15 protein-coding genes are annotated in these 15,362 nt (G+C 39.9%); 10 read left to right on the top strand and 5 right to left on the bottom strand.

Translation table 11 applies throughout. The annotated features are described in order from the left end of the window. The 3 genes from R0J88_RS17320 to R0J88_RS17310 all read right to left on the bottom strand — a co-directional run. On the bottom strand, window positions 1-737 hold a 737-nt coding region (locus R0J88_RS17320), incomplete at its 3' end, for an ABC transporter permease (protein WP_410900540.1). Further along, on the bottom strand, window positions 734-1,420 hold the full coding sequence (locus tag R0J88_RS17315; protein WP_410900539.1) for an ABC transporter ATP-binding protein: 687 nt from the start codon (window positions 1,418-1,420) through the stop codon (window positions 734-736). The genes R0J88_RS17315 and R0J88_RS17320, both read right to left, overlap by 4 nt. An 8-nt stretch (window positions 1,421-1,428) precedes the next feature. Next, a complete protein-coding gene (locus R0J88_RS17310) occupies window positions 1,429-2,502 on the bottom strand; it encodes a CDP-glycerol glycerophosphotransferase family protein (protein ID WP_410900538.1) in 1,074 nt (357 codons plus the stop codon). A gap of 200 nt (window positions 2,503-2,702) precedes the next feature. On the opposite strand from R0J88_RS17310, the gene R0J88_RS17305 reads away from it, so the two are divergent. From R0J88_RS17305 to R0J88_RS17270, 8 genes are all read left to right on the top strand, one after another. Next, complete coding sequence (locus tag R0J88_RS17305; protein WP_410900537.1) at window positions 2,703-3,806, top strand: phosphoribosylaminoimidazolesuccinocarboxamide synthase; 1,104 nt, start codon at window positions 2,703-2,705, stop codon at window positions 3,804-3,806. Between the two features lie 122 nt (window positions 3,807-3,928). After that, complete coding sequence (locus R0J88_RS17300; protein ID WP_410900536.1) at window positions 3,929-4,594, top strand: methylamine utilization protein; 666 nt, start codon at window positions 3,929-3,931, stop codon at window positions 4,592-4,594. Beyond that, on the top strand, window positions 4,584-6,899 hold the full coding sequence (locus R0J88_RS17295) for an EAL domain-containing protein (protein ID WP_410900535.1): 2,316 nt from the start codon (window positions 4,584-4,586) through the stop codon (window positions 6,897-6,899). Before R0J88_RS17300 ends, R0J88_RS17295 begins: the two co-directional genes overlap by 11 nt. Beyond that, window positions 6,886-7,722, top strand: coding sequence for a DUF3034 family protein (locus tag R0J88_RS17290; RefSeq protein WP_058428313.1), 837 nt, complete (start codon window positions 6,886-6,888; stop codon window positions 7,720-7,722). Before R0J88_RS17295 ends, R0J88_RS17290 begins: the two co-directional genes overlap by 14 nt. Beyond that, window positions 7,722-8,147, top strand: coding sequence for a group I truncated hemoglobin (locus R0J88_RS17285; protein ID WP_243532612.1), 426 nt, complete (start codon window positions 7,722-7,724; stop codon window positions 8,145-8,147). The genes R0J88_RS17290 and R0J88_RS17285 overlap by 1 nt, the downstream gene beginning before the upstream one ends. An 87-nt stretch (window positions 8,148-8,234) precedes the next feature. Then, a complete protein-coding gene (locus tag R0J88_RS17280) occupies window positions 8,235-9,302 on the top strand; it encodes a CDP-glycerol glycerophosphotransferase family protein (protein ID WP_058428315.1) in 1,068 nt (355 codons plus the stop codon). Further along, window positions 9,299-9,694, top strand: a complete 396-nt coding sequence (locus tag R0J88_RS17275) for an adenylyltransferase/cytidyltransferase family protein (protein WP_039036343.1) — start codon at window positions 9,299-9,301, stop codon at window positions 9,692-9,694. The genes R0J88_RS17280 and R0J88_RS17275 overlap by 4 nt, the downstream gene beginning before the upstream one ends. A 79-nt stretch (window positions 9,695-9,773) precedes the next feature. Continuing rightward, window positions 9,774-10,604 carry a sulfurtransferase gene (locus R0J88_RS17270; protein ID WP_410900541.1) on the top strand — a complete coding sequence of 277 codons (831 nt, stop codon included), beginning with the start codon at window positions 9,774-9,776 and terminating at the stop codon, window positions 10,602-10,604. Window positions 10,605-10,871: 267 nt separating this feature from the next. Here R0J88_RS17270 and R0J88_RS17265 read toward each other — a convergent pair whose 3' ends face one another. Continuing rightward, window positions 10,872-11,231 (bottom strand): DUF5522 domain-containing protein, encoded by a 360-nt coding sequence (locus R0J88_RS17265; protein WP_138739960.1) that lies wholly within the window; start codon window positions 11,229-11,231, stop codon window positions 10,872-10,874. 43 nt (window positions 11,232-11,274) lie between these two features. Between R0J88_RS17265 and R0J88_RS17260 the strand changes: the two genes are divergently transcribed. Then, window positions 11,275-11,601 carry a hypothetical protein gene (locus R0J88_RS17260; protein WP_410900534.1) on the top strand — a complete coding sequence of 109 codons (327 nt, stop codon included), beginning with the start codon at window positions 11,275-11,277 and terminating at the stop codon, window positions 11,599-11,601. Window positions 11,602-11,665: 64 nt separating this feature from the next. On the opposite strand, the gene R0J88_RS17255 is transcribed toward R0J88_RS17260, so the two are convergent. Beyond that, on the bottom strand, window positions 11,666-12,634 hold the full coding sequence (locus R0J88_RS17255; RefSeq protein ID WP_006792050.1) for a class 1 fructose-bisphosphatase: 969 nt from the start codon (window positions 12,632-12,634) through the stop codon (window positions 11,666-11,668). 154 nt (window positions 12,635-12,788) lie between these two features. Between R0J88_RS17255 and R0J88_RS17250 the strand changes: the two genes are divergently transcribed. Further along, a complete protein-coding gene (locus R0J88_RS17250; protein ID WP_410900533.1) occupies window positions 12,789-15,218 on the top strand; it encodes a zinc-dependent metalloprotease in 2,430 nt (809 codons plus the stop codon). Window positions 15,219-15,362 lie beyond the last annotated feature (144 nt).

Genomic DNA, 15,362 nt, shown 5'->3' with positions numbered 1-15,362 from the left:
CCGTGCTCACCGTGCTCACCGTGCTCACCGTGCTCACCGTGCTCACCGTGCTCACCGTGCTCACCGTGCTCACCGTGCTCACCGTGATTATGACTTGCGTTACCGCCGTGAATTAAATCAATAGCGGCAAGCGGTATATGCAGTGTTTTGTCGACCGGGGTACCCGTCGGGTTTAAAATGCCGACTACTTCAAACGGGTTGTCGTTGTGATGATGAAAACTGGTATTACCCATACCGTGGGATATTACAATGCTATCGCCCAGCTTATAGCCTAGTTTTGTAGCTACCTCACTGCCCAATACCACGCCGTGAATAGTGCTAAAAGGATTACCTGCACTAAAACTCAAATGTTGTTTTTTAGCAAAGCGGTAATGGCTAAAGTAATCGGGTGTTGTGCCTAACACAGCTTGGCCTTTGTGGCTGTCGCCAAGGCTAATAGGAATGCTCCACTTTACGCCGCGTTGGCTTGTTATGTATTTGTAGCTTTGCCAGCTTACACCATTATTGGTGTGGCCAATTCGAAATACCGATGAAAGCAGTAATTGAATATCGCCGGTGCGGGCTCCTACAATTAAATCGGTGCCCGAAATAGTATTGCTAAAGCTACTTTTAGCATCAACTCTAACACGCTCAATACTTAGCAATAGCATAACGCTAACGGCAATGGTAAACAGTGTTAAAACAACACTTGCACGTCTATTTAATAGGCTTTTAAAAGCAAGCTTTGTAAGGATCATAATGCCTCCTGCAAACTTACTAAGTCGATTGAGCGATTAAACAGCGGCTTTAAGTTTTCGTCGTGGCTTACAAATATCAGTGTGCTGTTTGTATTACTCGCTTGTTCAAACAATAAGTTAATAAAGCTTTCGCGGTTTTGTGTATCAAGGGCTGAAGTTGGCTCGTCGGCAATTATAATTTCTGGGTTACCAATAAATGCGCGTGCGGCGGCCACGCGTTGTTGTTGGCCAATGCTTAATTCTGCCACACTTTTATTATGATATTGCTTGGCTAAACCTAGCGCGTTTAATAACCGTGTTGCTTCATTATTTAACGTGGCAGAGTGGCTTAATGCTTTTTGTTGGCGCTTTTTTGAAAATTGGCAGCCCAGCATTACGTTTTCAATAGGCGATAGGTAAGGAAGTAAGTTGAAGTTTTGAAAAATAATACCAATGTGGTCAGCTCTAAATACATCTCGTTGAGTGTTACTTAGGGTATTTAAGGTGTAGTTTAATAACGTGACATTGCCGCTGGTGGCTTCATTTATACCGGCAAGCAAGGCAAGTAACGTTGATTTGCCCGAACCACTTGAGCCATGTAAAAAAACATGTTGGCCTTTTTCAATATTAAGTTTGCTAATAGTTAGCGTGGGCGTTTTATCGTTTTTATTCCATTTAAAAGTAACGTTATTAAGGCTTATCATTGTTTTGTTTACCACTTCCAATAATTAAGGTTTTTGCGCGTTTTAAACTGCCTAATAATATTAAACGGTTTAGGTTTTAGCTTTTCGTCACTAAGTAAAAACTCATTCGTTGCAGCCACTACTCGCTCACTTGATTTACCGTCTGTGTATGGGTGCAGCTGTTGGCAATAGCTTTCTATATTTTGCATCAATGTTTTAGGGTAGGTAAATGCAAGGTCTATCGCGTCTTCTAGCTTATTAGGATCTGTTACGTTTAGTAAATGCTTGTCTGGGGCATTATTACAAAAGGTCACCACAGGCTTGCGTTGCACTATAAACATTAAAAGCACCGACGAGGTATCACACAGCATTACATCGGCCGATTTTAATAAGGGGACTACGTCGTCGGTTTCAATAAACGTTAAGTTTTGATTACTTAATGCTTTGTATTTATTAACAAGCTCAATAGGCATTTTAGGATGAAACTGCATTAATATGCGCCACTTTCCTGTTTCGCTAAAGTGCTTTATTTGCTCGTAAAGTTTAGGCGCAAGTGATAAACGTTTTGAAAAAGTAGAACAAATTAAAAGTGTAGGGCGAGTGTCGGCTTTGCTGGTATATGGGGTTTGTAATTCGCCAGTAAACAAGCGGTCGAGCGTTGGCCAGCCAGTTTCAGTCACTTTAAAATAACCAAGCTTTTTTTGTAAGGCTTTAAATGGCACTGTGGTATTGGGGCCTTGGGTACAGTAAAGATCAAAGCAGCCCCTTGCTTTTAGGTGGTCGTTGTTACCTTTTTTATCAAGTTTTCCTGCATCAAAACCATGAAATACACCCACTTTAATACCCGGAAAAAACGTAGGAATTAAATTAGCCGGTGCAAACGTAGCATCGGGTTTCCAGTTGTGAATGTCGTCTATTGAATTAAGGCGTATTTCATCGAGTGTTAAAAAGTCAGGGTTTACAGAGCTACCTTGTAAAAACCAGCGTACCTGACCACCGTTCGCTAATATGGCCGCCTGAATAGGCCTCAAAATTGCGTATGAATAATTTTGAGATATATACATTAAGTATTTTTTATTTTTGGTGGTGGTTAAGTAGTTCAAGCTAGCTCCTCGACTCTTTAGCACAGCCAGTTTACCCGATTGTGACAACCATATAAATATTCTTGCTAAATCTCTTAACCAAAGTTCAAGTTATTTAGTTTCAAGCCCAAGATTGAGCTTTGAAGTTGGCTGGATTATCATACCGCACATAACCCCATACCATACTTTGCTCATAGAGCATCCCTAACCCCGGAGATAGCATGACTAGCTATAAAGTTTTAGACGTAAACGATGATTTACCCATCCGCACCAAAGGTGAAGTACACAGTGGTAAAGTGCGTTCAGTTTATTGGCTAACAGACGAAGACAGTGCACGATTAATTAAAGATAAAGGCTACAAAGTACCCGCAGGTACTGAGCTGGCTATTATGGTGATTTCGGACCGTATTTCAGCGTTTGATTGTATTTGGCAAGGTGAAAATGGCTTAAATGGTGTGCCGGGTAAGGGGATAGCACTTAACACCGTTGCATCATATTGGTTTAAATTATTTGACGAAGCAGGCTTAGCTGGCAATCATATTGTGGATATTCCGCACCCATATGTATGGATTGTGCGTAAAGCAAGCACAGTTAAGGTAGAGGCGATAGCGCGCCAATATATTACGGGTAGCATGTGGCGTGATTACGCTAAAGGGACACGTAACTTTTGCGGTATAGATTTACCTGAAGGGTTAAACGCGAATCAAAAACTCGATAATGTACTTATTACGCCATCAACCAAGGGGATTATTGAAGGCGTTGCCGACATACCGCCAGTAGACGATGTAAACATTACCCGCGAGAACATAACAAATAACCTAGACGTATTTAATTTTAAGTCGGCAGACGACGTTGCAAAATACGAAAAGCTGTTAGTAGAAGGCTTTGGCTTAATTAGTAAAGAGCTTGCCAAGCTTGACCAAATTTTTGTAGATACCAAGTTTGAATTTGGTTATGTAGAAGACCTAAATGGTGCACAACAGCTTATTTATATCGACGAAGTGGGTACACCAGATTCATCGCGTATATGGGATGGCGCTGCGTATCGAGATGGTAAAATTGTTGAAAACTCTAAAGAAGGCTTTCGCCAATTGTTAATTAATAACGTGCCAGAAAGCGACGTATTACTAAACAAAGATCGCATGGCTGAGCGTGAAAAATTAGCAAAAGAGTATATTTTACCCGAATCAGTCATGCTTAAAGTGTCTAATACTTATGTGGGTATTGCCAGTAAAATAGTTGGTGAAGCAATTACTATTCCTGAAGATCCGCGCCAAGAGGTCATTTCTATTTTAGACGCTGATTATGGCTTAATTGTAAAATAGCCATACTAAAGAACTAAAAAACCCAGTGGCTAACTTTTTATTTTTAGTTACTGGGCTATATTCCTTGCAATTAACCCCTGTAATTAATTACCTTAACCTAACGTTAATAGTTAGGTGTTGTTATGTTTGAACGTTGTTTGCAAAAAATAACTAAAAGTTGCCGTTTTTTAACCATGGGTTTGTTTTTTGGTTACTTTTTTGACGCCGCTGCACTGGAGTTGGTAGTAGAAGATCAACACGGTAGTAAACTAGCAAATGCTGTTATTGAGCTACACTTTAACGCCGAGCAATTAGCCAAGCCAAATCTTCCTGTAGCCACTATGGACCAAGTTCATAAACAGTTTTTGCCAGAGCTATTAGTTGTGCAAAAAGGGCAGCAAGTTGACTTTCCAAATAGCGATAATATTCGCCATCATGTGTATTCTTTTTCGCAAGCTAAGCCTTTTCAGCTAAAGTTATATTCAGGGCAACCAAAAGCACCGATTACTTTTGATAATCAAGGGGTCGTTGTTTTGGGGTGTAATATTCACGACTCTATGGTTGGCTACATCTATGTGGCAGGTAGCAAACATGTTTATAAAACAAATGAGCAAGGCAAAGTAACCTTGCCAAATAACCTATTACCGATTGAATTAAGCATATGGCATGCTTTGCAAACAGCACCTTTGGAGAATAAAAAAATTATAACAGTAAGCGCTAAAAGCAAACACACCATAACGATAAACACATCTACACCAGCACCAAGAAACACCTTTGGTAGCAAATTTAAGGCTGGTAATGACTCATAGTTTAAAAAACCGAATTACCTCGCTCTGCGTAGGGCTGGTGTTATTAACAACGCTGGTGAGTGTTGCTAGTTTTTGGTGGTCAACAAGTCAGTTTCAAGAACAAAAAGTAGACCAAGACATAAGTGTTGCGCAAAACGTTTATAAGCAATATTTAACCTCAAAAGAAAGCCTATTGTTAACAGCAGCTAAAGTATTAACTGCCGATTTTGGTTTTAAACAAGCGGTTGCCACGCGCGATGCGGGTACCATAAGCAGTGTTTTGTATAATCACAGCCAACGGATAGACGCGCAATTAATGTTGCTTATAGATTTATCGGGTCAGCTAATTTCGTCAAATTTAGAGCAAGGCGCCTTTGAAGACGACTTGCGACCTTTACTCGCAGAGCTTTTTAACGCACAAGAGCAATCTACATTTGTAGTGTTAAACAATGAGCTTTACCAGGTTATTTTATTACCTGTAAAAGCCCCAAGAACCATAGCTTACAGTTTAGTGGGCTTTAAAATAGACGACAGTGTTGCAAGCGAACTTAAAAGCTTAACAGGCATGGACGTAAGTTTTGTAGGCAGTGCCGACAACCTAGTTATTAGCTCGTTAGATGAGCGCCCAGCGCCTTTTGAACCCGTGAGTTATTTTAACTCAGCCACCACCTCACGAATATTTGGCGAGTACCCGGTTTACCGAAACCGAGATATTAATTTAGCCTCTTTGGCAACACACCCAATTATTATTTTATTAAGTGCCGATTTAACACAAAGCTATAGCGATTTTGAAAAGCTATTTTTTACCCTTATTATTTTGTCTATCTTAACCATGTTTGTAGGTGTAATAACAAGTAGCTTATTAGCAAATAACTTAACAACGCCGCTTTCTCAGTTGGTTGTAATTGCCAAGCAGTTTGCACAGGGTAATTATAATTTTCAGTTTAAAGGTAAAAAACAAAGCACGGAAATAACGACCTTAGTTAATGCGTTCGACAACATGGGTAACGACATCAACAAGCGTGAACAACAAATTAGTTTTCAGGCGCGACACGATACTTTAACCGGCTTTTATAATCGCTCTGCGATGTTAGAAGTGTTGGACAAAGAATTAAGCGAATTAACTCAATATACGCTTCTAGCAATAGATATAAAAGGGTTACGCCATATAAACGATAAGCTGGGCCCGCGCATTGGCGATGAATGTATAAAAACCGTGGCATGCAGAATTAGTGAGTTTTCGGATGAGTTTGGTGGGATTCATGCGCGTATTGGGGGAGATGAGTTTTTAACGGTATTTCCAAGCACTGCGGTTAGCGAGAAAAAGTGCGGCATAGAGGGATTAATTGCTAGGCTTCAAGAGTGTTATACCATTCAAAAGTTAAAAATTAACTTACAGTTTAGTACCGGGGTATTGCAGTACCCATCGCAAGGTACTGCCAGTGATGACTTAGTAAGGCGAGTGCTTATTGCCGTAGAAAATGCGGCCAATAACCAAAACCATATACATTATTATCAAGATGGCGAGGACGAGGCCCACTTAGATCGTTTAATTATGCTTGATGAATTAAAGCAAGCTATTAGCGACGACGATGGTCAGCTGTTTATGACCTACCAGCCTAAGCTGCATATGCAAACTCAAAAAATAGATAAAGTTGAGTCGCTTATTCGTTGGCAGCGTAAAGATGGCAGCTGGGTTAATCCCGAGTTATTTATTGATTTAGCAGAGCGCTCAGGGCTAATTGTTGAACTAACTGCATGGGTAATAAATACCGTAGTTGCACAAGTTGCCGACTGGAAATCGAAGGGCATTGAGCTTCAAGCCGCTATTAATGTATCGGCACAAGATATTGCGTTTCCGGGGTTTCATGCCGCGTTAGTCGCTACGCTAAAAAAACATAATGTGGATGCAAGGTTAATCACTATTGAATTAACCGAGCGCGACATGATAGAAAACGAAGAAAAGGGTATTAAAGCGCTTAAAGATTTAAAACAAATTGGCGTTAAAATATCGCTTGACGATTACGGGGTAGGGCAAACATCGCTGGGGCGTTTAAAAATGTTACCTATTGATGAGCTTAAGCTCGATAAATGTTTTATTTTAAAACTAGATGCCTCTCAAAAAGATCAATTTATAGTGCAGTCGTCAATTACGCTTGGGCATCAGTTAGGTTTTTCGGTGGTGGCTGAAGGGGTCGAAACCGAAGAGTCGTTAGCTTTACTTAAAACAATGCAGTGCGACCATGCACAAGGTTACTACCTTAGCCGGCCTTTAAAAGCTGATTTATTAGAACAATGGCTGGAAGAATACTATGGTAAAAATTAAGCATTTATTTGTCAGTGTTTTATTGCTAATAAGTTTGCCAACGGTTGCCAACAGTAGCGGAAAGTTACTAGCAACACCGGGTGTATCTCAAGTTGAAGGTAGCGGCGGTGGCGGTATTGTGCCTTGGGCTCAGCTTGCAGGTTATGCGAGCGAAGATGAATTTTCGGTAAATGGTTTTTGTAGCCGAGCGGATGTAAGTGATTACGCATTAAATGTATGTGGTGCGCAGTTAAACTTATTTAATCGGGTAGAGCTAAGTTACGCAAAACAAGAGTTTGACGTGCCAGCACTTAACACAGAAATAGAGCAATCGATTACCAGTGCAAAAATACGTTTATATGGTGATATTGTTTACAGCCAATGGCCGCAATTAAGTTTAGGTATACAGCATAAATCGCTAGATGACGGAACCGTAGCCAAACTTGTTGGTGCAGAGGATACCAGCGGTACAGATTATTACTTGGCTGCCAGTAAGCTTCACTTAGGTGCATTTGCAGGTTATAACTGGTTTTGGAATGTAACAACACGCTATAGTGAAGCCAATGAACTGGGACTACTCGGTTATGGTGGCGGTAATGCTGACAGCGCGTTTTTATTTGAAGGTAGCACCGCTGTATTTTTAAGTCGTGAATTGGCAATCGGTATTGAGTATCGTCAAAAAGCGAATAACTTAAACTTGGGTGAGCAAGACTGGAAAGACGTTTTTGTTGCCTGGATGCCTAATAAAAATGTGAGTGTAACTGCCGCATACTTAGATTTAGGGCGTATTGCAGGGGCAGACGATCAAACCGGTTGGTACTTATCGGTAACAGGGTATTGGTAATGAAGTTAATTGCAGTTGGGTTTTTATGTGTAGGTATTTTAATGGGCTGTGCGAATAAAGCACCGCCTACTTTATATTACCAAATTGGCGGTAACGCCGGCATAGAAAAACTAATTGATAGCTTTATTAACCAAATAGGCAATGACGAGCAGGTATTTCACTACTTTGAGCACACAAACATAGCACATTTTCGCCAAGGTTTTATTCTGCATATGTGCATGCTTACCGATGGTCCGTGTAAATACAGCTACGCAGGTGATTCAATGGTAGACATACACACCGGCATGAATATAACAGAAAAAGATTTTAATCATGTTGTTGATTTGTTGGTGAATGCCATGAATGAGCAAAACATACCTCATCCTATTCAAAATAAAATTTTGTCAAAAATGGCGCCATTAAGAAGCGACATTATTAACATATAGTGGATAAACATTATTTTCTGTTTACCTACAATACAAGCCATTACTTATGTACAATGAATAATATTGTTACTTTATTGTATATTTTTCATGTTTGTATATTTCGACGTCCAGCATATTTATTATTTACCTCAATATATACCTGTAATTGAAAAATTATCAAATAGAGGCCATCAATGCGCATTAGTATTTTATAGATCTCAAGAAAAACAATTTATAGATATTTGCGAGACATTCGCAGTTGAGAATTCAATAAAAGCAATTTGGTTGGAAGATAAATCAAATACATTAGATTTCTATCAGGGTGTTGAGTGTGATTGGGTCGTGTTTGGTAATGCGTTTTTAGACGTTGATAAACTCAATAATAAAAGTGTATTAATGCAGCATGGCATAGGTCCAAAAAGCTGCTACTACGATGTATCAAACACAACGACTACCGTTCGCTTTGTTGAAGGTGAACATCGTTTAAAACGATTAAAAAACTTATATCCAAATGGTAATTTTGTTGATAGCGGCTATGCGAAATTAGATCCAATTATTAACAACTCAGTCGAAAAAGTTGACTTGGCTGGGTTGGGTTTAGATAAGAATAAGCCAACACTTTTATATGCCCCCACTTTTTATCCGAGCTCTATTGAGTGTATGAGCGATGATTTTCCAGAGTGTTTTCCTGATTATAATATTATTATAAAACCACACTTTTTTAGTTTGTCTAAACCGCGTTATAAAAAACAAAAAAGTAAAATCATGCGCTGGCAAAAATATAATAATGTTTATTTAACAAGTGAAAGTGAATTTAACTTAACGCCTTTTTTAGCGGTTGCAGACATAATGTTATCAGACGCGTCGTCTGCTATATTTGAGTTTGCAGCTCTTGATAAGCCTGTTGTATGGTGTGACTTTTACAAGCTACGATGGAATTATAGAGGCATATTTTCTTATCGTTTTAAGGCACGGCTTGATGAGGACATAAATTATTTTCACAAAATTTGTCAAAGGGCTGAACAGTTCAGCGATGTTGTATCTGCAGTTCAGTTGTGTGCCTCAGAATCTGAAGAATTTAGATTTAACCGGAAAAAAATTATTGAGCAGCTTGCAGGAAAAATAGATGGAAATTGCGCTGACCGTATAGTTAATTACTTAGAGAGTTATGAATGAAACGAGTTATTACATTTGGTACCTTTGATATTGTTCATGTCGGTCATATTAACATTTTAGAACGCGCCAAATCCTTAGGTGACTATTTAATTGTTGGGATATCATCAGATGCACTCAATATGCAAAAGAAGGGTAGAACTCCAGTTTATAGCGAAAGTGATAGAGTTAAAATAATTAGTTCTTTACGCTGTGTCGATGAAATTTTTATAGAGCATTCCCTTGAGCTCAAAGGCGATTATATAAAAGAACATGATGCAGATTTGTTAGTAATGGGGGATGATTGGGCTGGTAAATTCGATAACTTTAAAACGTTATGCGACGTACAATACTTAACTAGAACACCTTCCATTTCAACTACGGAAATAATTGAAGTAGTTCGCAATCCTTCATAAAACTTAGAAGAGCGATAATTCAGTAATATTTTGATTATTACTCCAAACCCCATTCGCTTTATTATTAAAAGGGTATCAAATCAAAAACTTAATAACCTGCCAGCAATTACAAAAAAGGCTAAACGACCCTGATTTAGTGTTGTTTGATGCGGGTATGCTTCGCCCCGGTGTTTTAGGAACTTATGTGCCTGAAGCTATGCTACCCAATGCAAAGCGGTTTGACATAAAAAATGAGCTGGCAGATAAATCAAACCCGCTATCAAGCACAATGTGCAATGCACAGCAGTTTACACAGGTTATGCAGCATGCAGGTGTAAACCATGATTCGTTTATTGTGGTATACGAAGATGCCGGCTTATTTAGTGCTGCAAGGGCGTGGTGGATGCTAAAAACCATGGGGCATCACAATGTAAAGGTTTTAAATGGCGGCCTTAAAAAGTGGTTAGCTTGCGGCTATGCAGTGCAGCAAGGTTATAGTGAGGCTTTAACGTGTGGTAATTTTGAAGCAAGTTATAATCCAAGTTACTTTATTGGCCGCCAGCAAGTATTAGCAGCAATAGATGATGTGAATACTATATTGCTAGATGCGCGTGCCTATAAGCGCTTTACTGGCGAAGAGAGCGAACCTCGAAAAGGCATGCGAGGTGGACATATACCACAAAGCCGTTCATTGCCTTTTTTAGATTTATTAACCGATGGCGAGGCTAAAGCTTTTGAAGAAATAAAGAAAAAATTTGAGAACGCTGTAGGTACTGCAGAGTATATTCAATTTAGCTGTGGATCAGGTATTACAGCGTGTATTTTAGCTTTATTTGCTGATGAATGTGGTTATAAAAACTTAAGTGTTTATGACGGTTCTTGGAGTGAGTGGGGCGCGAGTGATTCATTGCCTATCACCAAAGATGTATAAGTGAAAATACCATAACAAGCAATTTTTGTAGGCGCCTTGCTTGCTGGCACGTTTAATTTATACATAGTCACATTAACAACCTTTGCGTGAGCAAGCTTCACGCCTACGTGTGGGTAACTTTAAATGTTTATTACCACCGAGAGCACCGAGGCGCAGCGCGCTACACTGAGTAGAGCGTAACGTTTGATTGGTTTTAAAATCACTTCTCCAGCACTGCTCCTTGTCTTCTCTGTGGTGATAATAATGTTTTATTCACTTTGAAACCTTTTACAGCTTGTATCCATAAGGGCAGTTTTTACAGCCATTTTTACAGCAGGTTCCTCGCTTTAAAAAAAACCACTTACTAAATACCATGTAGCCATTTTGCATGGTGTAGTCGAGTTCTTCAATTAAGTTATCGTTTCCTCTAAATGCTTTTGCAAACTCTATTTGGCTTTTAATTGGCTGAGTATAAAGCTCTTCAAGGTAGTGATTAATTTTATTGAGTGTACAGGTTTGGCACAAACAGCTTGTTGCTGTTGCGTCTAGGGGTAAAATGGCAGGTAACTGGTTACACCAACATGCGGTTATATTATTTACATTACAGTTAAGCACTGTATTACATTGGCTGCAGTTTGTTTGAGTCATTTTAGTTCTTATCAACAGTAGAGCACCAAGAATAACAAACATTATGAATATACAAAAAGCCTTAGCAGAATTTATTACGTTTTCGGCACAAAGAGACGATGCAATATCGGTTATTGTGTCAACGCCTGCATATGGTCAAGCGCCCTTATACACATTAAAAACTGATGTATTAGTTGATGTAATTAAACGCTGTTTGAGTGGTGAAATAGATTTAGATGACTTAGAGCTTTGGGCTAATGTTATTGAGTCACGAAAAGACGTTGATTGCGCTCAACACGAGGGCGTTATTTATGCGCTTAGTAATAGCGAGCAAATGGGCGAGCTTGATCACCAAAAGCTTGAAAAAATACTGGCATTGTTAAAGGGTTAAAGTTTGGGTTAACTTAAAACCGCATTTAAATTAAATGCGGTTTTAGTATTTTTTGACAACGTGGTTACTTGTGATATCCCAAGCAGGTTTCTACTTCGTTTTTAGATCCTAAAATAACCGCTACACGCTGGTGGATAGCGTCTGGCTGAATATCCATAATACGTTCAGAGCCTGTTGAGGCAATGCCGCCGGCTTGTTCTACAAGCATAGCCATTGGGTTTGCTTCGTAAAGCAGGCGCAGTTTATTGGGTTTATTAGGATCTTTAGTATCAGTTGGGTAAGTAAATACACCGCCTCGACTTAGTACGCGGTGAACATCGCCTACCATGGCCGCAATCCAGCGCATATTAAAGTTTTTAGCGCGCGGGCCGGTATCGCCTTCTAGTAAATCATTTATGTAATTTTGCATAGCGGGTTGCCAATGACGCTGATTAGACGCATTAATCGCAAACTCGTTTGTATCTGCAGGTATAGTGGCAAAGTCTTCTGTTAGTAAAAAGCTCCCTTGGGTTTTATCAAGGGTGAACATGCGTGTACCTTTACCTGTACTAAGCGCCAACATCGTTGATGGGCCGTAAAGTACATAACCTGCCGCAACTTGCTTGTGGCCAGGTTGCATAAAAATACTTTCGTCTGCTGCATCTGAGCCTTCAGGCGCTTCCATAATTGAGAATATAGTCCCTACCAGCGAGTTAATATCGGTGTTTGACGACCCATCAAGTGGGTCAAATGCCACAATATATTTAGCGTCGGGGTTTCCTGCAACGGTGTAGTCTTCTTCTTCAGAGGCAATGGCTTTAACTGTGCCCGACTCCAGTAAAATATCTTTTAATAGCTGATTAGATAATACATCGAGCTTTTTTTGCGTTTCGCCTTGAATGTTTTCATCAAGTGTTGAGCCTAATACGCCAGAAAGCGCACCTTGACCAACACGAAACGATATTTCTTTACATGCCGCTAAAATAGTTCGGATTAATGATAATAGTTCTCTTGGGCAACCGTCTTCTAGCAATACTGGAGGGAGTCTACGCATTCTATTTTCCTGATAACGTGTTAAAACTAATCATAATGTGAGAGAGATTAGTTTAGAGCGCTGAAATTCGTCTTAAATATCTGTATTGTTTAAATACCGCCCTATAATGGGGGCACCTAATCGTACCTAAAACGCCAATAACAAAGATAAGATTATGAAAAAAATACCACTACTAAGTTACATATTCTTTACTGTGTTGTGCTCTATCATAACTCAAGCGCACGCAGCAATTAAGTCAATTGATGAATTTACTACACAAATGAACCACTTTCCGGGGTACTACTCATTTTATTACGATACCCAAAACGGCAAAGTGTATTTAAAAGTAGATAAGTTTGAGCAGCAGTTTTTATTACAACAAAGTTTGCCATACGGGGTTGGGTCAAACGATATTGGACTTGATCGAGGCCAGCTTGGCAACACGCATTTGGTACAGTTTGAGCGCTTTGGCGATAAAGTCATGCTGCGTGCTGTAAATACTTACTACCGTGCTAACACTAATAACAAAGCCGAGCAGCAAAGTATCAAAGAGGCATTTGCATCAAGCATATTGGCGGGCTTTAAAGTGGTTGCAGAAGACAAAAGAACGGCACTTATTGATTACACACCTTATTTATTGAGCGATGTACATGGAGTAAGCCGTACCTTAGCTGCCCGTAAGCAGGGTAATTTTAACCTTGATGAATCACGAAGTGCGGTTTACATGGCGCGTTCAAAAGCTTTTGTAAAAAACACCGAACTGGAAGCCGTGCTTACATTTAAAGGCGCAAAGCCGGGTAAGTTTGTACGCCAAGTTAGCGCCGACCCGTACACTGTTACCATACATATGCACCATTCACTTATTCAATTACCAGATGATAATTACACACCACGTAAATTTAACCCGCAATCGGGCTTTTGGAGCATTGAGCACAAAGATTACGCAGCGCCTTTAGGCGAGTCGATGTATGTTCGTTATATACCGCGTCACCGCTTAGCAAAAAAAGATCCGAGCTTACCTATTAGCGAGCCGGTTGAACCTATTGTTTATTATTTAGATCCCGGTGTACCAGAGCCAGTTAAAAGCGCCTTACTTGAAGGCGGTAAGTGGTGGAATGATGCATTTAGCGCTGCAGGTTATAAAAACGCGTTTATTGTTAAAGTATTACCAACTAATGTTGATCCCATGGATATTCGTTACAACGTGATTCAATGGGTGCATAGAGCAACACGTGGCTGGTCATACGGAAGCTCAGTTATTGATCCGCGCACCGGTGAAATATTAAAAGGACATGTAACCTTAGGATCGCTTCGTGTTCGCCAAGATATTTTAATTGCAGAAGCGCTGGCTGCTCCTTATTTTAAAGGAGATGAAGTTGCTAAAAACTTACACGCTATGGCGCTTGATCGTATTCGCCAGTTAAGCGCCCATGAAATTGGCCATACATTAGGTATTGCCCATAACTTTGCGGCATCAGTAAGTGATAGAGCCTCAGTAATGGATTACCCGCACCCATTATTGAGCTTTAATGAACAAGGCAAGCTTGATGTAACACGAGGCTATGCAACAGGTATGGGCGTATGGGATACCCAGGTAATTAAATACGGTTATAGCGACTTTACTAATCAAGATGAAAGCGCAGAGCTGGCCGCAATTTTAAAAGAGAATAAAGCCAAAGGGCTAGCGTTTATTTCAGATTCTGACGCGCGGGCTAAAGGGGGCGCTCATCCAACGGCTCACTTATGGGATAACGGCGCTAACCCATCAGAAGAGCTTTTACGTGTTTTAGATGTGCGTAAAAAGGCACTTTCGCAATTTGGTATTAATAATATTAAGTCCGGTGTTGCGCTATCTCAGTTAGAAGAAAAGCTTGTACCACTTTATTTATTTCATCGTTTTCAAGTTGAGTCTGTGGTTAAGTTAATTGCAGGTGTAAATTACGAATATGAAACGCGCGGTGATGAGCCCGTCCAAGGCGCTCAGGTTGTTGATAAGCAAGTACAACAAGATGCAGTTAATGCCATTTTAGCAACGCTTACAGCCAAAAATTTAGTTATACCTGAATCGGTATTATCGTTAATTCCGCCAAAAGCATATGGTGAGTCTAAATCGCGCGAAAGCGTAGTGGGGCGTACCGGGTTAACACTTGATGCAATGGCTTTACCAGAGGTGGCAGTGCAGCATAGTTTATCGTTGTTGCTTAATCCACAGCGCTTAAATCGTTTAGCGCAACAACAAGCCCGTAATAACCAATTTTACAGTTTAGATGCGTTATTAAAGCAGTTGTATAGCCATGTTTATAATGTATCGTCGCCCGACACAATGAAAGGCAAAATAACCCAGCGTATACAGTTTTTAACAGCAAAAACCTTTGCTGACTTAGTGGCAAATAATAATGTAAGCCCAGAGGTACAGGCCCAACTTCGTTATTACTTAGTTAAGCTAAGTGACGACTTTAATCAAAACACTATGCTGAGTAATACAAGCACCGGTGAAAGCGCATTTAAGCAATATCTAGCAGTGCAGGTAAAACACTTTTTAGCCAATGGAGAGTGGCCTAATAACTTTAAGGTTCTGCCTATACCGCCAGGTTCACCCATTTAATTTTATAAGGGTGCAGGTTAACACGCCCTGAGCTTTAAACGCCTTTATAAGCAGCGCTTCGATAGTATCAAACGCTGTTTTTTCTTGCATAAAATTGGTTTTTTGTTAACCTACTTGCCTTCCATTTTTTGTCTTTCTGAGGTG

The sequence above is a fragment of the Pseudoalteromonas sp. SIMBA_162 genome (assembly GCF_046535955.1).
GTDB lineage: Bacteria > Pseudomonadota > Gammaproteobacteria > Enterobacterales > Alteromonadaceae > Pseudoalteromonas > Pseudoalteromonas marina.
This window is presented reverse-complemented; position numbering and strand designations above follow the sequence as displayed.